18 protein-coding genes are annotated in these 24,897 nt (G+C 37.7%); 15 read left to right on the top strand and 3 right to left on the bottom strand.

Annotated elements, in window-relative coordinates:
• Nucleotides 1-3: 3 nt before the first annotated feature.
• The 7 genes from I6J02_RS05680 to I6J02_RS05650 all read left to right on the top strand — a co-directional run bounded on the left by I6J02_RS05680 (nt 4) and on the right by I6J02_RS05650 (nt 12,946).
• Nucleotides 4-1,461 (top strand): SusD/RagB family nutrient-binding outer membrane lipoprotein, encoded by a 1,458-nt coding sequence (locus I6J02_RS05680; protein ID WP_236582313.1) that lies wholly within the window; start codon nt 4-6, stop codon nt 1,459-1,461.
• A 369-nt stretch (nt 1,462-1,830) separates the two neighbouring features.
• The gene (locus tag I6J02_RS05675) at nt 1,831-4,884 is read left to right on the top strand and encodes a SusC/RagA family TonB-linked outer membrane protein (RefSeq protein WP_201680826.1); all 3,054 of its coding nucleotides are present in this window, start codon (nt 1,831-1,833) and stop codon (nt 4,882-4,884) included.
• An 11-nt stretch (nt 4,885-4,895) separates the two neighbouring features.
• Nucleotides 4,896-6,260 carry a SusD/RagB family nutrient-binding outer membrane lipoprotein gene (locus tag I6J02_RS05670; protein WP_201680825.1) on the top strand — a complete coding sequence of 455 codons (1,365 nt, stop codon included), beginning with the start codon at nt 4,896-4,898 and terminating at the stop codon, nt 6,258-6,260.
• Nucleotides 6,261-6,709: 449 nt separating this feature from the next.
• On the top strand, nt 6,710-9,880 hold the full coding sequence (locus tag I6J02_RS05665; RefSeq protein WP_201680824.1) for a SusC/RagA family TonB-linked outer membrane protein: 3,171 nt from the start codon (nt 6,710-6,712) through the stop codon (nt 9,878-9,880).
• A gap of 13 nt (nt 9,881-9,893) precedes the next feature.
• On the top strand, nt 9,894-11,345 hold the full coding sequence (locus I6J02_RS05660) for a SusD/RagB family nutrient-binding outer membrane lipoprotein (RefSeq protein ID WP_201680823.1): 1,452 nt from the start codon (nt 9,894-9,896) through the stop codon (nt 11,343-11,345).
• 30 nt (nt 11,346-11,375) lie between these two features.
• Complete coding sequence (locus I6J02_RS05655; RefSeq protein ID WP_201680822.1) at nt 11,376-11,888, top strand: hypothetical protein; 513 nt, start codon at nt 11,376-11,378, stop codon at nt 11,886-11,888.
• Nucleotides 11,889-12,097: 209 nt separating this feature from the next.
• On the top strand, nt 12,098-12,946 hold the full coding sequence (locus tag I6J02_RS05650) for a hypothetical protein (protein WP_201680821.1): 849 nt from the start codon (nt 12,098-12,100) through the stop codon (nt 12,944-12,946).
• 24 nt (nt 12,947-12,970) lie between these two features.
• Here the strand turns inward: I6J02_RS05650 and I6J02_RS05645 are convergent, their stop codons facing one another.
• Nucleotides 12,971-13,366, bottom strand: coding sequence for a hypothetical protein (locus tag I6J02_RS05645; protein WP_201680820.1), 396 nt, complete (start codon nt 13,364-13,366; stop codon nt 12,971-12,973).
• 145 nt (nt 13,367-13,511) lie between these two features.
• Nucleotides 13,512-14,573 carry an Mrp/NBP35 family ATP-binding protein gene (locus tag I6J02_RS05640; RefSeq protein ID WP_201680819.1) on the bottom strand — a complete coding sequence of 354 codons (1,062 nt, stop codon included), beginning with the start codon at nt 14,571-14,573 and terminating at the stop codon, nt 13,512-13,514.
• Between the two features lie 264 nt (nt 14,574-14,837).
• On the opposite strand from I6J02_RS05640, the gene I6J02_RS05635 reads away from it, so the two are divergent.
• Both I6J02_RS05635 and I6J02_RS05630 read left to right on the top strand, forming a co-directional pair.
• A complete protein-coding gene (locus tag I6J02_RS05635; RefSeq protein WP_201680818.1) occupies nt 14,838-16,916 on the top strand; it encodes a transglycosylase domain-containing protein in 2,079 nt (692 codons plus the stop codon).
• Nucleotide 16,917: 1 nt separating this feature from the next.
• Nucleotides 16,918-17,463: a phosphoribosyltransferase gene (locus I6J02_RS05630; protein WP_201680817.1), complete on the top strand. Its 546-nt coding sequence runs from the start codon at nt 16,918-16,920 to the stop codon at nt 17,461-17,463.
• On the opposite strand, the gene I6J02_RS05625 is transcribed toward I6J02_RS05630, so the two are convergent.
• Nucleotides 17,460-18,029, bottom strand: coding sequence for a DNA-3-methyladenine glycosylase I (locus tag I6J02_RS05625; protein ID WP_201680816.1), 570 nt, complete (start codon nt 18,027-18,029; stop codon nt 17,460-17,462). The genes I6J02_RS05630 and I6J02_RS05625 overlap by 4 nt on opposite strands.
• 70 nt (nt 18,030-18,099) lie before the next feature.
• On the opposite strand from I6J02_RS05625, the gene I6J02_RS05620 reads away from it, so the two are divergent.
• From I6J02_RS05620 to I6J02_RS05595, 6 genes are all read left to right on the top strand, one after another.
• The gene (locus tag I6J02_RS05620; protein WP_201680815.1) at nt 18,100-19,035 is read left to right on the top strand and encodes a DUF4271 domain-containing protein; all 936 of its coding nucleotides are present in this window, start codon (nt 18,100-18,102) and stop codon (nt 19,033-19,035) included.
• On the top strand, nt 19,036-19,815 hold the full coding sequence (locus tag I6J02_RS05615) for a uroporphyrinogen-III synthase (RefSeq protein WP_201680814.1): 780 nt from the start codon (nt 19,036-19,038) through the stop codon (nt 19,813-19,815).
• A 243-nt stretch (nt 19,816-20,058) separates the two neighbouring features.
• Nucleotides 20,059-21,360, top strand: a complete 1,302-nt coding sequence (locus I6J02_RS05610; RefSeq protein ID WP_201680813.1) for an SUMF1/EgtB/PvdO family nonheme iron enzyme — start codon at nt 20,059-20,061, stop codon at nt 21,358-21,360.
• 46 nt (nt 21,361-21,406) lie between these two features.
• Complete coding sequence (gene gldL, locus I6J02_RS05605; protein WP_201680812.1) at nt 21,407-22,051, top strand: gliding motility protein GldL; 645 nt, start codon at nt 21,407-21,409, stop codon at nt 22,049-22,051.
• A gap of 44 nt (nt 22,052-22,095) precedes the next feature.
• Nucleotides 22,096-23,619, top strand: a complete 1,524-nt coding sequence (gene gldM, locus I6J02_RS05600; RefSeq protein ID WP_201680811.1) for a gliding motility protein GldM — start codon at nt 22,096-22,098, stop codon at nt 23,617-23,619.
• A 94-nt stretch (nt 23,620-23,713) separates the two neighbouring features.
• A complete protein-coding gene (locus I6J02_RS05595; protein WP_201680810.1) occupies nt 23,714-24,733 on the top strand; it encodes a gliding motility protein GldN in 1,020 nt (339 codons plus the stop codon).
• Nucleotides 24,734-24,897 lie beyond the last annotated feature (164 nt).

Here is a 24,897-nt window from a genome sequence, read left to right as displayed (position 1 = left end):
ACAATGAGAAAAAATATTAAATCACTGCTTTTTGCTGCAGTAATGGGATCTGCAGCATTGGTAAGCTGTAATAAATATCTGGATATTAATGATAATCCAAATAATCCGGAAAAATCTGACCCTAGCCTTTTATTGCCTTCTGTAGAAGCTTCAATAAGTCAGGTTGTCGGAAATCAATTTCAGACCTATGGAAACATGTGGGCACAGTACTGGACTCAAAACCCGTCTTCGTCTCAATATCAGACCATAGATCAATACAATATGAGAGGTACGAATTCAGATCGTGCCTGGCTTAATCTGTATCGTGGGGCATTAAATAATGCAGAGATTATTATTAATACACAAGGACCTACACATGCACAATACAGGGCAACGGCCTACATTCTAAAAGCATATGCTTTTCAGCTGGCGACGGATGCATTCGGTGATGTACCTTTATCCGAAGCGTTAAAAGCTGGAGATAATCTGAATCCTGTTTATGAAAAGCAAGAGGTGGTATACGATAGTATCTTTACTTATATCGATAAAGGGATAAGTGAATTAAAGTCTTTGAATACATCAATAGCGAATAATCCGGGTGACCAGGACATGTTGTTCAAAGGAGATGCAAATGAATGGATTACTTTTGCAAATACATTGAAACTTCGGGCATATCTGAGAATCTCCAATGTTAATCCTGCGAAAGCAGAAGCGGGAATCAAAGCATTATATGCTACTAATCCTTCCTTTATTTCTAAAGATGTATCCATTGCATATACTACTACAGGAGGTAATGAAAATCCTATGTACAACGAAATGGTTGCTTTAGGACGCGTGCAGAATGTTGTTGCAAGTGGTACAGTGATCAATGCTTTCAAAGCAAATAATGATCCAAGACAGTTCGTATTGTTTGAAAAGATTTCTGGTCAGGATACAATTGCTTGGATCGCTCAGGGAGGATACAGAGGGATGAATAGAAAACTGGTTTCGCCACCTTCGGCAATAGTGGGAGCAAATGCCAACATTCCAAATTCTGCGTTAGCACCTGTTAAACTTATTTCTAAGGCCGAGAGTTACTTCCTGCAGGCAGAGGCTGCCCTGAAGGGTTGGGGATCAGGTTCTGTACAGTCACTGTACGAATCTGGTGTACGTGCTGCTTTTGAAGCAGTAGGGCTTTCTACTGAAGCTAACGCATACCTCACTTCAGCTCCTGATGCAGAGCTTGGAACAGGAGAAGAAGCGCAATTGAAAGCTATTATTACACAGAAATATTATGCCATGTGTGGCTTTCAGGGATTTGAAGCCTGGAATGAATGGAGAAGAACAGGATATCCAACCTTCTTCACCGTTTCAAAAGAATCTATTATCGGAGCTGGTTTGTTTCCGGTAAGAATGGTATATCCGAATAGTGAGGCAACTACCAATGCCAAATATCCGGGTACAATCAGCGTTTCCAATCCGGTGTGGTGGGACGTTAAATAATAAGATCTCAGGATACCTATAATAAAAACGCAAGCAAGGCGGCCGTAAATTTTACGGCCGCTTTTTTTTGTTACAAATACCAGGTTGAGGCAATAGAACTATTTTACTCATTTATTATGCATGCATTGCGTTTTATCAAAGAAAAATAGAAAGAAAGGAGTTATAAATAGAATGATTTTAATTAGTTTTTTATACAATCATTTGCTTTTTTAAGTTTAAAGATTATTTTTGTTTTAACATTTTTTAACAAATGTTTTTAAAATGTATTACTAATCAGTTTTCTAAATATGATCCATTCTGTTTTAGAAAACAAATATTTTCGAATTAGCTAACATCTCATCGGAGATATTTATTAATAAACATAAACATATGAAACAAAAATTACTCAAAGTTTTTCTTGTGTGTACACTTCTGGTAGGAGTTGTTTATGCACAGAATCGTCAGGTGAGTGGTAAAGTTACTTCTGCTTCAGATGGTACTCCTGTACAAGGAGTGTCAGTTGCTGTACAGGGAACATCTACTGCTACCCAAACAGATGGTTCAGGTAATTATTCCATTGATGTAACCGGAAATGCTACATTAGTATTCTCTTATGTAGGGTATCAGCGGCAGACAGTAGCAGTAGGCAATCGCTCCACTATCAATGTGCAACTAACAAGTGATGAAACTTCTTTAGAAGAAGTTGTTGTAACGGCATTAGGGGTCTCAAAAAGTGCACGAGGTCTTGGATATTCCGTCTCCAAAGTAAATGGAGACGACTTGGTTAAGTCTGGCGAGGCGAATATTATCCAGGGTTTGGCTGCTAAGGCTACAGGTGTGCAGATTACCTCTTCCAGCGGAACTCCCGGTGCTTCTTCTAAAATTTTATTAAGAGGTCCTGCTTCTTTTTCGGGGGATAACCAACCTTTGATAGTCATTGATGGTGTGCCAATTGATAATGGATTGAATAATACAAAAGCTGGTGATGATCCTTATAATCAAAACCTTGCGGGTGTGCAGGTTGCCAATAGAGCTTTGGATATAAATCCTGATGATATTGAATCTGTTACTGTTTTGAAAGGTCCTGCAGCAGCAGCCCTTTATGGTCAGGCAGCAGGTAATGGAGCGATCATTTACACAACTAAAAAAGGAAAATTAGGTTCAGGGCTCGGAATTACTTATTCTTCCGGATTTGAAATGTCTCAAGTAAATAAATTACCTGGGATTCAAAATAAATATGGTCAGGGAGAAGCGGGTCAATATACACCTGTTCCAGATAGCTGGGGACCAAATCTTGAAGGAAAGCAAACGTACAATAATGTTGAAGATTTTTTTAGAAAAGGAAGTATTTTTAATAATAATTTAGCCATTACTTCCGGAGGTGAAAAAACAACATTTAGATTTTCAGTTGGGTCACATAATAATAAAGGAATTATACCTAATTCATCTTTCAACAGATATACTGCTCGTCTTAGTTCGGATACTAAGTTAAATGACGCAATATCAGTGGGAGGAACGTTAAATTATACAAATGCAAATACTAAAGCTGCTCAAAATGGTAGTAACTTGGCAGGTGTAATGTTACCTCTTTTACGATCTCCAGTTGATTTTAACCTTGCGGATTACAAGAATCCTGATGGTTCTCAAAAGCAGTATTTCGTCAATTATGATAATCCTTATTGGTCAACGGAAAATAACCCTTATACAGAAGAGAATAATAGAATTAATGGTAATGTATATACTGATATTAAACTCAGTGATATTTTTTCTGTATCATGGAAAACCGGTCTTGATAGCTATTCAACAGAAGGGACACAAATTTATGCAATAGGGTCTGTTGGGGATGATAATGGAACTCGTTTAGGAGAAATTAAACGAACAAATGTAAATTATAGAAATCTTTACACGGATCTTTTATTAAAATTTAATTCAAAATTAGGTGGAGATTTTTCTGTAAATGGTTTATTGGGGGGGAATTTTAATTACAGTCAGTACAGAACTAATTTTGGCAGAGGAAGAGATTTAAGTATGCCTGGGTTCTATAACTTTAAATCAGCAAAGGATTTATATGTGAGTAATTATGAAGATTACAGAAACAGCAAAGCAATATTTTTAGATGCAACATTTGATTATAAAAGTATTCTGTTTTTAACGTTAACCGGAAGAAATGAGTGGTCTTCTACTTTTGGAAAAGATGGAAAAGGATTTTTCTATCCTAAGGCCGATTTATCTTACATCTTTTCTCATCTTTTGGAAAATAATAGTATTCTTAATTATGGTAAAATCAGACTGGCTTATTCTAATGTGGGGATCTCACTTAGCGTATATTCTGATAGAGCATATTTTACAGTACCTACAATCGCGGATGGTATGACGAATGGATTTTCATTTCCTTACTTAGGTCAGACTGGCTTTGCTATGACGAACGTTGCAGTTGCAGGCGAGTTTAAGCCAGAGCGTAACAAGGGATACGAGGCGGGTTTAGAAATGAAGTTTTTTCAGAATAGATTAGGATTGGACTTTACATATTATCAACAGCACTCTTCTGACTTGTTAATTACTCAACCAATCGATCCTACTACAGGGTTTGCTTATTATTATAATAATATTGGGGCAATGAAAAACACTGGTTATGAAATTAGTTTAACTGGTCATGTGATTAAATCCGAGAAATTTAATTGGAATACGACAGTAAATTGGTCTAAAAATGAAAATGAAGTAACAGAATTGGCTGAAGGAGTTACTCAATTATCAATTGGTTCTGCTTTTTCAGCTCCTCAATCGTATGCTATTGTAGGACAGCCTTTTGGAGTTCTTTATGCACAGAAGTTTAAGCGTAGTGCAAGTGGAGAAATAATGATTAACCCTGCAAATGGTTTGCCGATATATGAAGACCAACTTGGAAATGTAGGTAGCCCAATACCGGATTGGTTATTAAACTGGAACAATGAATTTACTTATAAAGACTTTTCATTATCATTCCTTTGGGATTTCCGTAAAGGAGGTAAAATATGGGGAGGAACATACGCCAACCTTTTAAACAGAGGAAAAGCAGAGGAAACAGCCGATAGAGAGAGAACATATGTGATAGAGGGTGTATATGGATCCGGAAGTAATGAAGGTCAACGAAATGAGACTGAAATATCAGCATTACAATATTTTAGAAGCTATTTAGGTAATAGTAATTCAGAAATTGCAATTCAGGATGGTTCATGGGCACGTTTAAGATCGGTTGACTTAAGTTATCGCTTTAAGAACTTCTCAAAGAAAATTCAATATATTCAAGTTGGTGTTAATTTAAGAAATCTTATTTTGATAACAGACTACAAAGGAGTAGACCCGGAAACTAGTTTAACAGGTTCTAATCAAAACTTTGCTGGTTATGATTTCTTTAATAATCCAGGAACTAAATCTTACTCACTTAATCTTCGATTTGGATTTTAAAAAATTAAAAAATGAAAGCTCAATTTAAATTTATATATATATTATGTCTGGCTGTTTTAGCTGGGTGTAAAACGGGGGATGATCTGTATTTAAGTCCAAATGACCCTGCTGAGGCAACTCTGCCAACACTTTTGACTGCGGCAGAAGTTAATACCATGGCAAATGTAGAAGGTGAATTGGCAAGAATCAGTAGTATACTTGTTCAACATTCCGTAGGTATAACTGCCCAATATACAGATATGCAGAATTATCGTATTACAGAAGGAGACTTTGATAATAGTTGGGAAGGACTCTACACAGGAACAATGAATAATGCAAAAATTCTAATTAAAAGTGCGGGTACAACAAGTCCATATTATGCTGGTATAGGTAAAGTAATAATGGCGATTAATATGGGAATAGCAACGGATCTTTGGGGCGATGTTCCCTATTCTGAAGCATTTAGAATAGATGAAGGAATAAGAACGCCAAAGCTAGATACACAGGAAGAGGTATATAAGTCAATTGACGCATTATTAGGTGATGCTATTGCTGATTTTGCCAAATCAGAAGCTGATAATCTATTTGTTCCGGGGGATGACGATGTACTTTTTAAAGGTGACGTTGCAAAGTGGACTAAGGCTTCTTATACTTTACGTGCAAGATATTTACATCGAACATCTTCTAAAGTTGCAGGAACTGAAGCAAAAGTTTTGGAGTATCTATCAAAAGGGATTTCTTCAAATGCTGAAAACCTTGAAGCAGTTCATACTGCGACCGGAGGAACTCAAAATCAATGGGGCGCATTTAATAACGGACGTGCCGGTCATTTAGGAGCAAGTAATTTGTTTGTAGACAGGTTGAGTGCCAAAAATGATCCAAGACTAGCTTATTTCTTGTCTAAAAATAAAGATGGAGTCTTTATTGGTGGAGATATTACGAAAGAAACAATTGCTTCAACTATTTCTGGCTTAGGACCATTTTTTGGAGTAGGTGAAAATTATCCAATTGTGACTTATTATGAAGCTAAGTTTATTGAAGCAGAAGTCAAACAAAGACAAGGTGCAAATGTTGCACCTGTATTAAATGATGCAATTAAAGCATCAGTTGCGTATGTAACTAAAGGTGTAGAATCGGGAGACAATATTGCGATTTATACAACAGCGTCTCTTTCAGATATCATGACTGAGAAATGGGTTGCAATGTATAATCAGTCTATTGAGCCATATAATGATTACCGCAGAACCGGAATTCCTGTTTTGACTCCACGTCCTGAAGCAGTAGGGGCAGAATTGTCTTATATCCCTAAAAGATACCCTTTCCCTAAAACTACTACATTATATAACCCTAACGCCAAGCTTATTCCAATGGATGTTCCTGTATGGTGGGGAAAATAAGAAAACAATATAATACCGATATTTCAAGAAAGGCCATAACTAACTTTATTAGTTATGGCCTTTGATTTAGAAAGACCTTCATTGCAACTCTCCTAAGAATATAATTGTATATAAATATATCAAAGACAAAAATTTAATTACAGAATCTCTTTGTTACAATTATAGTGTTTGTAACAACTATTATTGCTTAAATGTAAATTGTTTTTTAAATTTTTATAACCTAATTATCAGGCGTTTATAGATCGAGTTGGTACCTCGAAATATAGTTTTTTATGCAATCGTTTGTTTTTTTCGATTTTAACTATATTTTTGCGTTTTAACATTTGTTAACACTTTTGTGTGATTTTCTGACCATCTATCCTATTTCCAAATAAGTTTTAGATACAGCTGAAAATTCGTTGCTTAACTAACGTCTCTCAGGGGACATTTTTATTAATAAACATAAACATATGAAACAAAAATTACTCAGTTTTATTCTGGTGTGTACCCTAATGCTTGGGGTTACGTATGCACAGAATCGTCAAGTGAGTGGAAAGATCACCTCTTCAGAGGATGGATCCCCTATTAGTGGGGCTTCGGTATCTGTGGTAGGTGCTTCCCGCGCTGTACAATCGGACGGTTCCGGAAATTATTCCATTAGCGTTCCGGCTAATGCAACACTTTCCTTCTCTTATGTTGGTTTTACCAGCCAACGTATCAGTGTTGGAAACCAATCTGTGATCAATGTTGTTCTTAGTTCTGATGCAGCAGTATTAGACGAGGTTGTTGTAACAGCAATGGGACAGGAAAAATCCAAAAGAGCACTTGGTTACGCTACTCAAAACGTTAAAGGTGATCAATTATTGGATAAAGGGGATAATAATATCCTGAATGCGTTACAAGGTAAGGTCGCAGGTGTTGAAATTACTGGCGCCAGTGGTGCTGCCGGTGCTTCTACAAACATCGTATTAAGAGGTATTTCATCTCTTACCGGAAACAACCAACCTTTATTCGTTGTTGATGGAATTCCTATCAGTAATGATTTGGATCAATCTACAAATACACTTTACGGAAACCAACCAGCAAACAGAGCCCTGGATTTAGATCCGAATAATATTGCATCCTTGAATATCCTTCAGGGACCAGCAGCAGCTGCATTGTATGGAACAAGAGCTTCGGCGGGTGCTATTATCATTACGACTAAAAAAGGTTCTGGAACCAAAGGAAAAACTGATATCAGCTTTAATACCGCTTACGGTGTTCAGAATGCCTATGGATTTCCAAAATTACAAAATAAGTATGGTCAAGGAGCAAGTGGGGTTTTCAATGCAATCTCTGGAAACTCATTAGGTTTACCTTTTGGAACTATTCCAACACTTGCGAATGGATTGATCGTAGCGCCAGGAACAGAAGTTGTAGTTAACGGTGTTACATATAAGGAAGGTCAGACTGTACCTTATGTAAATTATCCTAACAACTTTGACGCATTCTTTGAGCAAGGACATACAACAGATAACAACTTATCTATTTTAAGTGGTGATGCTAAAAGTAATCTTGGATTCTCGTTAGGTAAGTCTACAAACAAAGGTATTCTTCCTAACTCCAATTTTGACAAGGTAAATGCCAGATTTAGTGCAGGTTCACAAATTACAGATCAATTAAACATCAGTGGAAGTATTAATTATTTTAATACAACACAAATTGGTGCGACTACTCAAGGTAATGGCGCGAACAGTAGTATGTTTGCGATCTATGGCGTGACCCGTTCTACAGATCTTGAATACTACAAAGAAAACTACACAAATCCTGATGGATCTAATAACTGGTTTATTGCAGGTCGTGATAACCCGTTCTTTGCATCTTATGAAAATACATACAAAAGTAAGTTGCAACGTTTTATGGGTAATGTTGATATCTCTTACGACATCACTAACTGGTTGAATGCTACTTACCGTGTAGGATTAGATAGCTATAACGATAGAAGAAAGAAATATATAACTATTGGTTCAACTCAGGCACCTAGTAGTGCGGGTAGTATTCTGGAAGATAGCTTCTACCGTACAGAATTCAATGGTGATTTGATCTTGACAGCTAAAAAACAAAATATTTTTACTGAGGGATTGAACCTGACAGCTTTAGTAGGTCAAAGTATTAACCAAAGAGATTATCAAAACTTATACGTAAATGCAACAGGATTAACTATTCCTGATTATACTAACGTTGCAAACGGACAGAATTTTGCTTCATCCGGTGAGCTAACCAGAAAAAGACGTGTATTAGGTGTATATGGTCAGTTATCATTTGCGTACAAAAACTACCTGTTCTTAGACGTTACAGGACGTGCGGATAAAAGTTCTACACTTCCAAAAGATAATAATACTTATTTCTACCCGTCCGTATCATCCAGTTTTGTATTCTCTGATCTGATGGATCTTGAAGATAGTTTCTTCTCATTTGGTAAAGTAAGAGCTGCATATGCACGGGTTGGTAGGGATGCAAATGAGTATGTATTGGATCCAAGAACATTTAATTCTGCGACTTTTGGAAATAATACAGCTCAATTCAACTTCCCATACGGACCAATCTTAGGATTTGGAACCAGTACAACTATTGGTAACGATAAACTGAAACCTGAGTTTACAGAATCTTTGGAAGCAGGTTTGAATGTATCGTTCTTGAAAAACCGTTTGAGTTTGGATGTAACGGTTTACAAACAAGGAAGTAAAAACCAAATTATTAGTGTCGGATTGCCTACCTCAACAGGTTATTCCAGCCGTTTGGCAAACGTAGCGGAAGTGTCTAATAAAGGTATTGAGTTATTGCTTAACGGAACACCTGTAAAGAATACTTCTTTCCAATGGGATGTATCCGCTAACTTCTCTAAGAATAGAAATAAAGTTGAATCTCTGGCTGATGGTATTGAATCTTTTGCTATTGCAGGAAATGCTTTTGGTGGACAGATTCCATCTGTTGCTAAAGGATATCCATTTGGTGTAATTATGGGAAGTAAATATCAAAGATCTCCTGATGGCGATTTGCTTGTAGATCCTGCAACAGGACTTTATTTTACAAATTTAGTTGCGAATCAAGTGATTGCAGATCCTAACAGAGAATGGTCTGCTGGTTTGACAAATAACTTCAGATACAAAAAGTTCTTCTTGTCAGCTCTTGTGGATTTCAAAAAAGGTGGTGATATGATCTCCTGGACTACAGCGGCTCTAAGATCTAACGGATCTTTAGAAGTAACAGGTGAAGATCGTGATAAACCACATGTTCTTCCGGGAGTTATTCAGAATCCTGATGGAAGCTACTCTCCGAATAACATTCAGATTCCAGCGCAAACATATTGGAATGCTGGTTTCGGAGGAATTGGCGGTTCTGAATTCAACGTATTTGATGCAACAACATTCAGATTGCGTGAGGTATCTATCGGTTATGACATCGATGGCAAAACTTTTGGAACAAACGTAATTAAAAATGTACGTATTGTTCTTTATGGACGTAACCTGTATTACTATGCTCCTAACAGCTTGATCGATCCTGAATTGAGTACCCAAGGTGCGGGTAACATCAGAGGTATGGAGTTACAAAGTGCTCCAAATACCAGGAATTTCGGTGGTAGTTTAAGAGTAACATTTTAATTAAGAGACTTATATGAAAAAGATATTATTATATACGTTAGCTGGTTCTCTGTTATTTTCATCATGTAATGATTTTGTTGATGTAAATGATAATCCGAATGCAGCTTTAGAAGTACCTTCGAAGGTATTACTACCAACTACAAGTATTGGTATTGGTTGGGCAAATGCGAATGAATTGGGAAGATGTGCTGCTGTATTGATGCAATATAATGCAGGACTTGCAAACTCTGCTCTGACATATGATTCATACAATATCAATGACCAGTTTAATAATCAGTGGAATTCAGAGTTATTCACAGGAACCATCAATAACCTTCGAGTAATTGCTGAACAATCTACGGAGAAAGATCCTGCATACTCAGGTATCGCGAAAATTCAAATGGCATATGCATTTTCACTTCTGACAGATTTATGGGGCGATGTTCCATATTCTCAGGGAGGATTTGGGTTGCTATATCCGCAGCCAAGATTTGACAAACAGGAAGATATCTACCAGGGAAATGCAGCCCTTGGAATCCAATCCCTATTTGATTTAGTAAAAGAAGGTATAGCTGATCTGGATAGACCTTCTGTATTAAAACCTGCTGCAGATGATATCATCTATAAAGGAGACTTAGCAAAGTGGAAAAAAGCTGGTAACAGTTTGATTTTGAAATTGGCAAACACTATTTCAAGAGTAAATCCAACTTTAGCTAAAGATCAGATCAATTATGTATTGAACAGTAACAATGGATTTATCGATGATAATGCTGTTGATTTGATGGTTCCGTTTTCAACAACGGTCAGCAATCAAAATCCAATGTATGTATACGACATCTCTGGTAGTTTTAAGAACAATCAAATGATGAGTACAAGGATTTATGATATGTCTAAAAGTTTAAATGATACAGTACGTCTTAGCAAATACTACACAAAACCATTAGGGACAAGATTCGTCGGATATAATAATGGAGCTACTGTGACTGCACCAACTTTGGCAACTCGTTCTATGTACAATACGTATGTTGTTGGAGCAACAGGAGAGGCTCCAGTAAGATTGTTGACAAATTTTCAAATGAAATTTATTCTTGCAGAGTCTGCATTGGTTTTGGGCACTCCAGGAGATGTTCAGAAACTATATGAGGATGGTATTAAAGCTTCCATGACTAAAGTAGGTATGACTACAGCGGAGATTAACAATTACTTTACAACTAATCCATCTGTAGTTACTTTATCAGGTAGCAATGAAGATAAGTTAAAACAGATCATTACGCAAAAGTATATGTCCTGGGTTGGAAACGGTATAGAAGCATATAACGACTGGAGAAGAACGGGATATCCTGTACTTCAGCCAGCACTTAATGCTACAGGTGATAATAATGGACAGATTCCGTTAAGATACGTGTATACAAGTACTGAATCCAATGCTAATCCGAATGTACCGGGTATCATCAGAACGAATACGAAAGTATGGTGGGGCAAATAAATTAAATTTAATCCATAAAAATAATTAGACATGAAAAAATTTAATATAAGTATATATGTACTTTTGATCACGATCGTAACTTTCGGGTTATCTTCATGTAAAAAAGATAATATTACACTAGAGAATAATCTTCCTGAAATTCCGGTTACAGTAGCAAATCAGTATGCACTTTTCACAGCTCCTACAGTTTCTACTTCGCTGAGTGGGGGAGGAAATGTTGTTGTTGAATTGGAAATTCCGGCATCAAGCGGTAGAACAATAAAAGAAATCACTAAAGTGGCCGTTGGAACAGCTTATTCAGCTATTCAGGCTACTACAGGATTGTATAGATCTACTCCGATTGCAGGGAATGGTACTAAGGTCACTTTCACGACTACACTTGCAGAATATGCTACTTTTACGAAGTTAACATTGCCTACAGCTGCTCAGGCAGGAACGACTTCTGCTGTTGCTCTTTTGGCGCGTAACTTTTATTTCTTAATCACTTTGGACAATGGACAAACAATTGTTCCTCAGTATGTAAGAGTATACGTAGATAAATAGTCACGATTTTTCCAAATTACTCAAAGGCTGTCCGAACGGACAGCCTTTTTTTGTAAATAAATTTTAAAAGCTGATAATGTATAAAGAATATTTGACCCAATGTTAACTAAAAAATAGTTTACAAAAGCTTAACATGAAAATATGAGTCGTCTTGTAATAAGTATTATATTTTTTGTTTAACTTACTTTGAAATTAAGTAAAGTTTGGATATGAAGGCATTAAAGTATTTTTCAGTTGCACTGTGCACTTTGTTTATATTAAACAGTTGTTCTACGACCTATTTAACAACCATTGACAGTCAATCTCTTTCTAAGGATGCGAAATCAGGAAAATTTGTGTTTGAGAATGACACTATTAAAATAGAATATGGATTTAATGGCAGTAATACCAGTGTACATACCCGTATTACTAATAAATTGGGTGTACCTATCGCTGTGGACCTTGGCAGTTCTGCCTTAGTGGTAAACGGTCAGGCGATTAGCTATTCAGGAAATGAAGTTAAACTCAATGCACGCGTTAACGCTGGTTCCTGGACAAGCGGCTATGATCTTGGTAATGGCAACAGCGTCGGTTATTCTTCATTAAGCGGTAATGTCAATGGAAGTGCCACATTACCTAAAAGTATGCTGTTTGTTCCTCCCCATTCCTATATTGAAAATAACTTCCTGTCTTTAAAGCGTCAGTTTGGATCACTCTATCACAAACCCTTGTCTCAAAAAGTCAATATTACCACTATAGACGGCAATCTGATGCCAGCACGTTTTGATTCCTTCTCAGTAGATGCTACACCAATGAATATGGAGAGTTACCTCACATTTGCGGTAGTTGATAAGGTAAATAATAAGGTGGAAACAAAAACTACAACTCAAAAATTCTATGTTTCCCGGTTAATGACAATCAAGGGCGTAAGTCAGTTGAATATTCCTGAAATATTCAGCCAGCGAAATGATGTTGCAACCAGTGGGGATAAGAGTGGACAAAATCAGTCTGTTTTGGGAGGGACTGCATCAAACGAGAAACAGTCTGCTACTCCGGCTGTAACCTCCTCATTTGAATAATATTCTGAAGATAGAATCAGGGATCTATTTTAATAGACTCATTTTCTTTTCGAAAGCGGTAATGTAAGCTATGTAGACCTGATTTTCAGTAATAAATTCCTGAGGCTTGGCGTCAAAGTGTGCGTATGCATAGAATTCAAACATTTTGATCAGAGAGGTGAAGTTAATAAAACGGGATTCCACATTTTTATTCTCATAATTATCGGAATCCATAAATACCTTTATCTGGCTGTGGTTGAAGCCCAGATAAGGAATGCTGTTGCTTTTGTCTGTTTTATAGTAGAAAAGAGGAGTGTCTACCTCATTTACAAATAAGCCAATACCTAACTTCGTTTCCGTAGAATAGAATGACCTGATAGAGACAGTATACTTGCCAATAGCTCTTTGATATACATCATATATGATATTGATTCTTTCCATAGAATTTTCAGCAACTAAAACAGGAGAGTCGGATGTATACTAAAGTTAACAAAATATTTTATTATCACCAAACCAGCCATATTAATAAAAGCACATGTGTCTGGTGATAATAAGATAGGTAAATATCGTTACGCATTAAGCGCGCTTAATGTCTGGCCAGTTCAATCGATAACTGCTGTGCAGTACGTCCTGCAATATCCAGGAAGGCCGTACTTACTGGGTCATCTTTATCCAGTAATATAGGAAATCCATTATCACCGGCATCCGAAATTCCCTTTACCAAAGGAATTTCTCCAAGAAAAGGAACATTATTTTCCTGCGCTAATCTCTTCCCTCCATCTTTTCCGAAGATATAGTATTTGTTATTCGGTAATTCAGCAGGCGTAAAGTAAGCCATGTTTTCTACTATTCCCAATATAGGAATATTAATCCCTTCCATCATAAACATCCCTATCCCTTTTATGGTATCAGCTAAGGCTACCTGCTGAGGAGTCGTTACGATGACAGCTCCGGATATAGGATAAGTCTGAGCAACAGTAATATGAATATCGCCTGTTCCGGGAGGCATATCTACCACGAGGTAATCCAGTTCTCCCCAGTCTGCGTCATTGAATAATTGTTTGATCGCTGATGTGGCCATAGGACCTCTCCAGGGAATAGGTTGATTTGGATCTGTGAAAAAACCGATGGATAATAACTTAAGATCAAATTTCTCAATCGGTAAAATTTTTGTTTTACCATCCGCCGTTTGGACAGATTGAGGTTTGGCTCCTTCCAGTCCAAACATAATCGGAACCGAAGGACCATAGATGTCTGCATCCAAAAGCCCCGTTTTTGCACCTTTTTCAGCAAGTGCAAGTGCGAGATTTGCAGCGACTGTAGATTTACCCACTCCACCTTTTCCGGATGCAACGAGAATAATATTTTTGATACCCGAAAGCTGATTGCCCTCCCGGCTCGTCACATTGGAGGTCATATTGATATCTACAGTTAGATTTTTGTCTATAAACAAGGCTATCGCATTTCGGCAGGCATGCTCGATATGCCCTTTAAGCGGGCAGGCCGGCGTAGTTAATACAACATCAAATTTTATCTTATCCGGAAATATTTCGATATGCTGAATCATATTAAGTGTTACGAGATCCTTTTTTAGATCCGGTTCTTCTACATGACTCAGGGCATTTAATATCTGTTCTTTTGTGATCATATCTATGGTATCAAACTACAAAACTAACTATTGCAAAACATAATCCTGTCATTTGGATGTTTTTAAAGTGCAATTTTGATCTTATCCCATTCTTTTGAGCTGTGATAATATAGATAAAGGTCGAACGGAGCAATATCTCGGAGCTCTGAAATACATTCCAAATCAAAGAAACTAGTTTATTTTCCTGCTCCAAGAATGCTGTAATTTGCCTATACTTGTATTGTATAACAGATAAGAAAACAGGCTTTTTTTCGTTCATTTATTATGCTCAAAAAGTTTTTTAATAAAATTACTCCTACACAGAAGCGGTGGATCATCGGGATACTGTCCGGCATTATATTGTTGATGATTGTCGGCGTTTCCTATGGGTTGAGTAAGCGGGATGCTATTTTGCAAAGAGCAATAGCTTCTGCCAAAGAGAAAATGGATAAAAAATATGGGGTTGATCTGAAAATTCAATATTACGGATTTAAGGGATTAGCAACAGTTGTTTTCAAAAATGTATACGTTACACCTAAAGGAAAAGATCAGCTTGCACATATAGATGATTTCGCAGTGTCGGTGCGTATATGGCCTTTGTTGTTCGGAGATGTAAAAATCGGACAGATCGAAATGAATAAGGCCAATTTTACACTGATCAAAAAGGATAGCATAAGCAATTATGATTTCCTGTTTAGAAAGAAAAATAAAGATTCTGTTGATACGCCCAAAGCCGAAAAAAATCTGGCAGCTTTAGCCGATGGAATTCTGAAACAGGTTTTCTTCAAAATTCCCAGAAATATGGATGTTCAGGATTTTGAAGTGTCTTTCAGAGATGACAGTACTTATCAGCGCTTACGGATACCCCGTGCCGAGATTAGCGGAGGTGATATAGATGCTGCCCTGTTTCTGAATGATAATGATGCACAATGGAATGTGGCAGGATATGTAAATCCTGACCGGCAGGAACTGAATCTCAAACTGTCATCTGAACAGAAAGATACAGAGTTTCCTTTTCTGAAGAGTAAATTCGGAGTGCGATTAAGCTTTGATGAAATCGAATTTGATTTAAATAAAGTAGACCGAAAGGGGAAAGAGATGTTAACCCTTGGCGGGGACTGGCATTTTAAAAACCTGAAGTTGCATCATTGGAGATTGTCTGATCAGGATATTAATCTGCCGGAAGCCACTTTAGAGGGAGGAGTAAATATTGGTGCGCAATCTATAGAGCTTCAAGAAGGGAGCAAAGTCAGGGTCAGAGATTTTGAATTCAGCCCGAAGGCAAAGTATATTCATAAACCTCAGCAGATCGTTGCGTTAGCTGTACATACCGGTAAATTTGAAGCACAGAAATTTTTTGATGCTATTCCAAACGGACTTTTTGAATCTGTAGAGGGCATACAGGTTTCAGGACAGATTCAGTATGATCTGGACTTTGAGGTCAATCTCAAAAAACCGGATCAGCTTAACTTTTCTTCCCGTATGGATGATAAGGAACTCAAGATTGTAAAATGGGGAAAAGCGGATATCAGTAAACTCAACTCTCCGTTTGTATATACGGCGTATGAAGATGAAAAAGTTATGCGCGAAATTCTGGTTGGTCCTCAAAACCCCAAATTTGCTCCGTATGAAAGTATTTCCAGGTATATGCGTACCACATTACTGAATACCGAGGATCCTTTCTTTTTTAAACATAACGGATTTCAGGAAGAGGCTTTCAAGCTTTCTATTGTTACCAACATAAAAGAAAGAAAATTTAAACGTGGAGCAAGTACCATCTCCATGCAGTTAGTGAAAAATGTTTTTCTGAACAGAAATAAGACACTGGTTCGTAAGCTGGAAGAGATTGTACTCGTCTGGCTGATGGAATCTTCCCATCAGGTGAGCAAAGAACGATTGTATGAGGTCTATCTGAATGTAATCGAATGGGGAAATAATGTGTACGGTATCACAGAGGCAGCAAATTATTATTTTGGTAAAAAGCCTTCTGAAATCACGCTGGGAGAAAGCTTATTTTTATCAAGCATTGTTCCCCGTCCCAAAAAAGGACTGTACGCCTTTGATTATACAGGACATCTGAAACCACAGATGTCGCGGTATTTTAATACCTATGGAAATATCATGGTCAAGACTGGTCAACTGGCCAGAGATACCACTGTGGCCAATTACGGATTCTATACTGTTGTTCTTCAACCGCACCTCAGACCGTCAAGACCTGCCGGACTGGTTGTAGATTCCTTGCAGAATATGGATGATGAACAGGAAGAAATGATCAAGGAACTGGAAAATGAAGAAAAGGAAAAAAGAAGCCTCTTTGATAAAATATTAGGAAGAAAAAAAACAGACGAAGAGGAGAATAAATAATATGAAATACCTTACAGTAGATAATCTGGAATTTGAGATTATGATTGATCATGATCAGATACAAAAACGTATACGTTTGATAGGGATTGATCTGAATATGCGCTTTGAAAATAAGCACCCTGTATTTATCGGTGTGTTAAACGGCTGTTTTATGTTTATGTCAGATCTGATGAAACAGGTTGTTATTCCTTCGGAGCTTTCCTTTGTTAAACTAGCCTCATACAAAGGAGTGGAGAAAGAAGATATTGCAGAACTGATAGGCGTAGGGATGGATCTCACAGGCAGGGATGTCATTATTGTCGAAGATATTATTGACTCCGGCCACTCATTGAAATATACAATGGATGCTTTGGAAAAATTAGGAGTAGCCAGTATTTCAGTTTGTGCATTGTTAATGAAACCGGCCAATCTTCAGGTGCAGTTTGATAACATCATGTATATAGGTTTTGAAATAGAGAAAGAGTTCGTTATCGGATACGGGCTCGATTATAACGGACAATGCCGTAATCTTCCGGATATCTATCAACACATTCCTTCGAGATCTTAACGATCTCTGAAGGAACATGTAACAATGTGATCATTCACCATACCTACCGCCTGCATGTAAGCATAGCAGATCGTTGTACCAAAAAATTTCACCCCTCTTTTCTTTAAATCTTTTGCAATCGCATCTGACTCTGGTGTGCTGACGGGTACATCGCTCATGGATTTTACTTCATTGATGATTGGGGAATTATCCGGCAGGAAGGAATACAGGTAATTGTAAAAACTGCCAAATTCCTGCTGTACCTTCATAAAGATCTTCGCATTCTCGATCGTACTCTTTATTTTCAATCGGTTACGGATAATACCCGCATCCTGCATTAATTCCTCCACATCCTTTTCTGTAAACTCAGCCACTTTCTTATATTCAAAGTCGGCAAAGAGACGGCGATAATTCTCTCTTTTTCTCAGGATGGTAATCCAGCTCAAACCCGCCTGTGCAGATTCCAGCACCAAAAACTCAAATAGTGTCTTTTCATCCTTTACCTGTTTACCCCATTCCTTGTCATGGTATTGACTGTATAGTTCGTCTGTTCCACACCAGGAACACCTTATAACTGATTTTGGCATATTGATTATGTTTAAGTGGTCTTCTGATTTTTTATTTTAACTTTACATCTTAAAAAAAAGAGCTATGTCTATGTCTGCGAAGCAATTCGTTATTTTATTTTTGATAGTCGGAATGGGCTTTTTGTTGCCACATCGTTCGGTAGCAAATATAAGTATACAAACTGACTCCTTGTACGTAGATAGTGCCTCTTCTCTTCAAAAGATGTACCCGCTTATTATGCCGGATCCTGATCGTGGAATTAGCATTCCACAGGAAATAAAGGATAAGGTAATTGTTACAAACGGAGATTTTATCAAATGGATGAAGTTCGCGGATACATTAAAGAAAGATCAGCCGGATGCATTCAGGTCCGGGGATGCGAGGGAAAATCGTCCGGTATGGATTGTAAGCATTATTATGATACTCGTATTCGCAGTAGCGTTGGTGCGCATGTTTTTCCCATTGGATTTCAATGTTATTATTGAAGCGTATTTTAAGGACCGGCTGTTACAACAGGTCAGTAAAGAAGATAACATGGCAACCTCCTGGTCTTACATCTTTCTTTATATTATCTTCAGTTTCACACTAGGCTTGTTTTTACTGATGTACGACGCCTATATGTCAGGTAACGGCTATTCGTTGACATTAAATAATTTTCTCAAAATTTCGCTTATCGTTGGAGTCCTGTTTATTCTCAAAATTCTGTTTATAAGATTTATTTCTTTTGTATTCGAATTGGATAAATTGGTACGGGAATACATTGCGGTTCTATATTTAGTTTATTTTAACAGTATGTTAATTCTGATGCCAACAGTCTTGGTTTTGAGTTTATTGCCGTCTGCTTATTTTACATTCGTAATATCATTTTCAATAATTTTAGTTTTTATTTTGTTTATTTACAGGTATTTACGCACTGCTTTTCATTTGTTTGGTAATCTTAGGTTCTCTCTTTTTTATTTAATTTTGTACCTTTGCTGCCTAGAAATCGCACCGATATTGATATTAGTGAGAACGTTGAGCAAATAAATGAACAATATGCAAACTTCTGATGTAGAAAGAGCCAAGAAAGTAAAGAGTATTCTAGTTACTATTCCAAAACCAGATAATGATAAGTCTCCTTATTTTAATTTAGCTGAAAAATATAACTTAAAGTTAGACTTCAGAGGCTTTATTCATGTGGAGGGAGTGCCTGCAAAAGATGTAAGAAAGGACAAAGTCAACCTTTCAGAGCATACTGCAGTAATCTTTACCAGTAAAAACGCTGTCGATCATTTTTTCCGTGTTTGCGAAGAGATGAGATTTGAGGTTTCGGCAGAAATGAAGTATTTCTGTATTACAGAAGCAATTGCACTTTACCTTCAAAAATACATTCAATATCGCAAGCGTAAGATTTTCTTCGGAAAGCAGACCGCAAAAGATCTGGAAGATGTTTTGAAGAAGCACAGTAAAGAGAAATTCCTGTTCCCATGTTCGGATGTAGCCAATGAAGAGACACAAAACTGGCTGCAGGTTAACGGATACAATTTTACACCGGCAGTTTTGTTCCGAACTGTCATCAGTGATCTTTCGGATCTGAAAGATGTATTTTACGATATCATTGTTTTCTTTAGTCCTTCCAGTGTGCAGTCACTTTATGAAAACTTCCCTGATTTCAAGCAAAACAACACCCGTATTGCTGCTTTTGGAACAACGACCCAACAAGCGTTATTGGATCACGGATTGATTCTGGATATTCCGGCACCTACTCCTGCGGCTCCGAGTATGACAATGGCTGTAGAACAATACATAAAGTTGGTAAATAAATAGAATAAAAAAAATCTTAATAGGAAAGAGCGTCTATAATGACGCCTTTTTTGTTTTCTGAGAAGAACAGAAAGTCAAATTCTATGTTAATTATGTAGGGGTATACTGACAATAAAAAAAAAATTAAAGAGGAAAACGCTGAATATTGATTAAACGTTGTATTTTTACACATTGACCGTCGATAAAATGTTGTTAAAGAGGGTCCTGAATTTTGATCTGCTTATTTGTTCAATTGCATAATTAACAATGAATTATAATTTATTTAAAGTTCTTACTCTTGCTGTTATGGGCTCGCTGCTTATCAGTAGCTGCAAAGGCCCGGGTAATAACGGAGAGTTACTGGGGGTGAGATTAGATAAACTGAAAGCCAATAAAACACCTTATGGAATGGTTCTTATTCCCGGAGGTACTTTTATTATGGGACAGTCCGATGAAGATATTACCTTTTCACAAGTATCTCAAAACAGACAGGTGACTATTGCGCCTTTCTATATGGATGATACGGAGATCTCTAACAGCGAGTACCGCCAATTTGTGAACTGGGTACGTGACTCTATCCTTATCACCAATTTTCTTGGTGATGATTCTTATTTTATTCAGAATCAAGGAACAGCTCCTACTTCCGGAGAACGCCACATTGACTGGAATAAAGTACAGAGCAAATCTCCATGGAAAACAAAAGATCAGACCCAACGTGAACGTGTCAACAGCATGTACTATCAGGGAGAGGATCGTATCTTCGGGAAAAATGAAATCGACGTAAGATTGCTTAAGTACCATTACGAGTGGTACGATCTCCGCAGAGCAATTGCAGCGAAAAATGATCCTTCCCGCAGCAGATCAGAATTTATAATGCGAGATACAATCCTGGTATATCCGGATACAACGGTTTGGGTAAGTGATTTTAGCTATGCACAGAACGAGCCTATGGTAGAAGGATATTTTTCCCATCCTTCATTTGATGAATATCCTGTCGTTGGTGTTACATGGAAACAGGCGCAGGCCTTCAATACCTGGAGAACCCGTCTGTTTAATAATGCAGCAGCTAAAAACAGAGAAGTAGAACGCATGCCTTATCAGCTTCCTTCCGAAGCGGAATGGGAATATGCTGCAAGAGCCGGAAAGAACGGTATGCAATACCCATGGGGAGGACCTTCAGCCAGAAATGCAAGAGGTTGTCTGATGGCGAATTTCAAACCAGGAAGAGGTAATTATATCGATGATGGCGCAGCGTATACTGCTCCGGTATATTCCTACTGGCCAAATGATTTCGGCTTATATAATATGGCTGGAAATGTTGCAGAATGGACACAATCGAGCTATGACGAATCGGCCTATTCTTTCGTTCATGATATGAATCCCACTTACGCTCACAGCGCTAAGGCGAGCGATCAAAATGCTATGAAACGTAAAGTTGTACGTGGAGGATCATGGAAAGATATTGGTTATTTCCTGCAAAACTCTACACGTCAGTATGAATATCAGGACACTGCAAAATCATATATCGGATTCAGATCTGTGACACGATATACAGGCGTGACCAAATAACAGCGAACTACTAATTTTAAGAAAGACATAAATTATTTTTAAGAAAATGGCAACAAAACGTAAGTTTAAATTTGGTATCAACACCTTGATCAACTGGGGTGCTACTGTCGTAATCATTGGATTAATGTTTAAAATTCTCCATTTTAAAGGTGGTGAGTGGATGATAGGTATTGGATTGGCTGTTGAAGCTCTTTTGTTCTTCATAATGGGTTTTTTAGCGAGCGAATCAGAAGTAGACTGGACAAGGGTATATCCTGAGTTGGACGAAGATTATAACGGTGAGTTGCCAAAAGCTGGTGCACGCCCTGCAGTTGCAGCAGTTCCTGCAGCAACAGGTAATACAGCAGCATTAGACAAATTATTGCAGGATGCTAAAATAGATGAAAACCTCATTGGTAATTTAGGAGACGGACTACGTACATTCAGTGACAAAGTCGCTTCTATATCTAAAGTCGCAGATACCGCTACTGCAACAAATCTGTTTGCAGATAAATTAAATGCGGCATCGGCAGGTGCAGCAAACCTGAGTTCTGCATTTGACCGTGCAGCTGCGGATTTGAAAACATTTAATGAATCCTCTACTGATATGCAACAATTTAAAGAGCAGGTGAGTACGTTCAATAAAAACTTAGCTTCTCTAAATGCGATCTATGGAAATATGCTTTCTGCTATGAATCCAAACAAATCATAAGTAATCTTTTAATAATCGAAGTTTATTAATTAAAAAATTACATTATGGCAGGTCGTAGAGAAACACCCAGACAGAAGATGATTGGGATCCTATATTTGGTCCTACTAGGATTAGTAGCCCTGAATGTTAGTGATTCCATTTTAGATGCGTTCAAAAATTTAGCAAACAGCTTAAGTACATCAACCCAGAATACGCAAGCAGGGATTGATAATATGTTTTTGTCTTTTCGGGAGACAAAAATGAAAGAAAACCCGGAGCGTGCCAAACCTATTCTTGAAAAGGCAGAGAAGGCACAGCAGTTGACAGCAAAATTGACAGCTTATGTTGATGAGTTGAAAACACTTTTGGCACAGGAAGGTGGCGGAGAGGATAGTGAAACAGGAGATCTGATCAAAAGAAACAATACAGATATCGCTTACCGCCTGATGATCACTGAAAAACGTGGAAAGCAATTGCGGGATATGATTAATTCAACAAAAGATGAATTAGAAAAACTGACCAATAAAGAAGTCAGTTTCAGTTTGTTTGCTCAGGATCCGGCACCACGTGCGGGTATTAAAAAGAGTTGGGAAGATTCTAACTTCGGTGATGGTATTCCATTGACTGCAGCGATCACCGCATTAGAAAAAATCAAAGCAGATGCTAAGAATACAGAATCAGCCGTTGTAAAACATATTTTCGGTAAAATGGATCAGGCTGTTGTGAATCTGGATAGATTCTCTGCTGTAGCAGTTGCCCCTACTTCATATTTAATCCAGGGACAGCCTTATACTGCTAAAGTATTTCTGACTGCTTATGATTCCAAATCCAATCCTAGTATTTCAGTAAACGGTGGTGCGCTGAATGTGAAGGATGGTCAGGGACTTTATTCGGTCAACACCTCTTCCGTAGGAGAGTTTAAATGGCAAGGTAAAATTCTTGTGAAACAGACAGACGGAACAATGAAAGAATATCTGACAGAGCCTATGACTTATCAGGTAGCAAAACCATCTGCAGTAGTATCTCCGGATGCTATGAACGTATTGTATATTGGAGTTTCAAATCCAATTTCGGTATCTGCTCCCGGTATTCCGATGAGTAGTATTCAGGTGGCAGGAAACGGAGTGACAATCTCCGGATCAGGCGGTAAATATGCTGCTAAAGTGACTACTCCTGGAAAGGCAACAGTAAGTGTTTCTGCTAAGATTGACGGTAAGGTACAGCAACTGGGAACAACAGAGTTTCGTGTAAAACGTATACCGAAACCTGCGGCAAGAGTTGCAGGAAAAACCGGTGGTGCTATTTCGGCAGCACAACTTAGAGGTCAGAATGTAGTTTCAGCAGCATTAGATAATTTTGAGTTTGATGCTAAATTCAGCATTACTAAATTTAATATGTATATCCTGAAACCAAGAGTTGATCCTATTGGTCCTTACCAATCTTCTGGTTCGAGCTTCTCGGCACAGATGAAAACAGGATTAGGAGCAATTACTCCTGGTACGTTAGTTGCGATTTACAATATTGTGGGTGTTGGTCCTGACGGAGTAGCACAAAATCTGGATCCTATTTCATTCCAGGTTACAAATTAAATACAGGGATAGGACACTATTAAGATTTTTTAAAATCCACAAGGAATCTCAAATCTGATAGTGTTTTAGCCGTTTAAAAATAAAAAATATACGGATGAAAAAGTTAGGTGTTTTATTGCTGTTGGCTTCTGCTTACACACCATTTGTGTTTGCACAACAGGAGAACCTCTCGAATAGTACAAAACCTATTCAGGTAGAAGAGCCTCCTGTTGATGGATATGCCGTGAAATCCGATATCGCAGAAAGAAAAGTAATCCCCTATGCGAATGTCAGACAGACTGATATTGCTTATAGCAAAAGGGTATGGAGAGAAATCGATCTGCGCGAGAAGATGAATAAAGCATTTGCATCTCCTAAGTCCAGATTGATCGATATTATCGTAGATGCTGTGATGAAAGGTGAGTTAACAGCATATGATCCTACTCCTACAGAAAATGATCCAAACGGTGACAGCTTCAAAAATGTACTTCCTGTGGATCAGGTAATGTCCCGCTTTGGGGGAGACAGTACTTTGGTAGAAGAGTACAATGAGAATAATGAGGTTGTCAAATCACATTATGAAGCAAGAAAATTCAGTGGTGAGAATGTTGTCAAATTCAGAATAAAAGAAGACTGGATATTTGATAAGCAACGTTCTGTATTTGAGCCCCGTATTGTGGGTATTGCACCATTGATCACTCCAAACATAGAGGGTCTGGCGACTACACCAGTTCTGCCCGGTAACTCAACTGCAGCAACAGGAGGAAATCCTTTTGATCCGTTTGCAGTACAACCGGAAACACCTGCAGCAGAGACACCTGCAGCAGCTTTGCCAACTCAGGAGAATACGTTCACCCCTCAGGTAGATGCTACTCCTGCTTTTTGGATCTATTTCCCGGAAGCAAGACATGTGTTTGTAAACAAAGAAGTGGTAAACAGACATAATGATGCTACAGGGCTTAGTTATGATGATGTATTTATCAAGAGAATGTTCTCCAGCTATATTGTAAAGCAGTCTAATCCGGAAGATCTGAGGATAAAAGATTATATGGCGGACGGTGTAGACAGACTATATGAGTCTGAGCGAATTAAGAAAACATTAATGGACTATGAGCAGGATTTGTGGTCATATTAAGATAAAAATGTGACCTCTGTCACCCTTATTTAGAAATATTCTTATTAACTTGTCTCCTCAGTTAGTGGTCTTAATAAAAGGAAATATTATATCACTACTCAGAGCACTTAATAGGAATATTTTTTTTTAAGTTTGTATTTAGAAGATAAATTATACAGTCAATC

This window comes from Sphingobacterium spiritivorum, from assembly GCF_016725325.1.
In the GTDB taxonomy this organism is placed as follows: domain Bacteria; phylum Bacteroidota; class Bacteroidia; order Sphingobacteriales; family Sphingobacteriaceae; genus Sphingobacterium.
This window is presented reverse-complemented; position numbering and strand designations above follow the sequence as displayed.

What these genes read in the sequence shown, in the direction of transcription:
- I6J02_RS05680 (WP_236582313.1), top strand. Translation starts at nt 4, where the DNA reads ATGAGAAAAAATATTAAATCACTGCTTTTTGCTGCAGTAATGGGATCT.
- I6J02_RS05675 (WP_201680826.1), top strand. Translation starts at nt 1,831, where the DNA reads ATGAAACAAAAATTACTCAAAGTTTTTCTTGTGTGTACACTTCTGGTA.
- I6J02_RS05670 (WP_201680825.1), top strand. Translation starts at nt 4,896, where the DNA reads ATGAAAGCTCAATTTAAATTTATATATATATTATGTCTGGCTGTTTTA.
- I6J02_RS05665 (WP_201680824.1), top strand. Translation starts at nt 6,710, where the DNA reads ATGAAACAAAAATTACTCAGTTTTATTCTGGTGTGTACCCTAATGCTT.
- I6J02_RS05660 (WP_201680823.1), top strand. Translation starts at nt 9,894, where the DNA reads ATGAAAAAGATATTATTATATACGTTAGCTGGTTCTCTGTTATTTTCA.
- I6J02_RS05655 (WP_201680822.1), top strand. Translation starts at nt 11,376, where the DNA reads ATGAAAAAATTTAATATAAGTATATATGTACTTTTGATCACGATCGTA.
- I6J02_RS05650 (WP_201680821.1), top strand. Translation starts at nt 12,098, where the DNA reads ATGAAGGCATTAAAGTATTTTTCAGTTGCACTGTGCACTTTGTTTATA.
- I6J02_RS05645 (WP_201680820.1), bottom strand. Translation starts at nt 13,366, where the DNA reads ATGGAAAGAATCAATATCATATATGATGTATATCAAAGAGCTATTGGC.
- I6J02_RS05640 (WP_201680819.1), bottom strand. Translation starts at nt 14,573, where the DNA reads ATGATCACAAAAGAACAGATATTAAATGCCCTGAGTCATGTAGAAGAA.
- I6J02_RS05635 (WP_201680818.1), top strand. Translation starts at nt 14,838, where the DNA reads ATGCTCAAAAAGTTTTTTAATAAAATTACTCCTACACAGAAGCGGTGG.
- I6J02_RS05630 (WP_201680817.1), top strand. Translation starts at nt 16,918, where the DNA reads ATGAAATACCTTACAGTAGATAATCTGGAATTTGAGATTATGATTGAT.
- I6J02_RS05625 (WP_201680816.1), bottom strand. Translation starts at nt 18,029, where the DNA reads ATGCCAAAATCAGTTATAAGGTGTTCCTGGTGTGGAACAGACGAACTA.
- I6J02_RS05620 (WP_201680815.1), top strand. Translation starts at nt 18,100, where the DNA reads ATGTCTGCGAAGCAATTCGTTATTTTATTTTTGATAGTCGGAATGGGC.
- I6J02_RS05615 (WP_201680814.1), top strand. Translation starts at nt 19,036, where the DNA reads ATGAACAATATGCAAACTTCTGATGTAGAAAGAGCCAAGAAAGTAAAG.
- I6J02_RS05610 (WP_201680813.1), top strand. Translation starts at nt 20,059, where the DNA reads ATGAATTATAATTTATTTAAAGTTCTTACTCTTGCTGTTATGGGCTCG.
- gldL (WP_201680812.1), top strand. Translation starts at nt 21,407, where the DNA reads ATGGCAACAAAACGTAAGTTTAAATTTGGTATCAACACCTTGATCAAC.
- gldM (WP_201680811.1), top strand. Translation starts at nt 22,096, where the DNA reads ATGGCAGGTCGTAGAGAAACACCCAGACAGAAGATGATTGGGATCCTA.
- I6J02_RS05595 (WP_201680810.1), top strand. Translation starts at nt 23,714, where the DNA reads ATGAAAAAGTTAGGTGTTTTATTGCTGTTGGCTTCTGCTTACACACCA.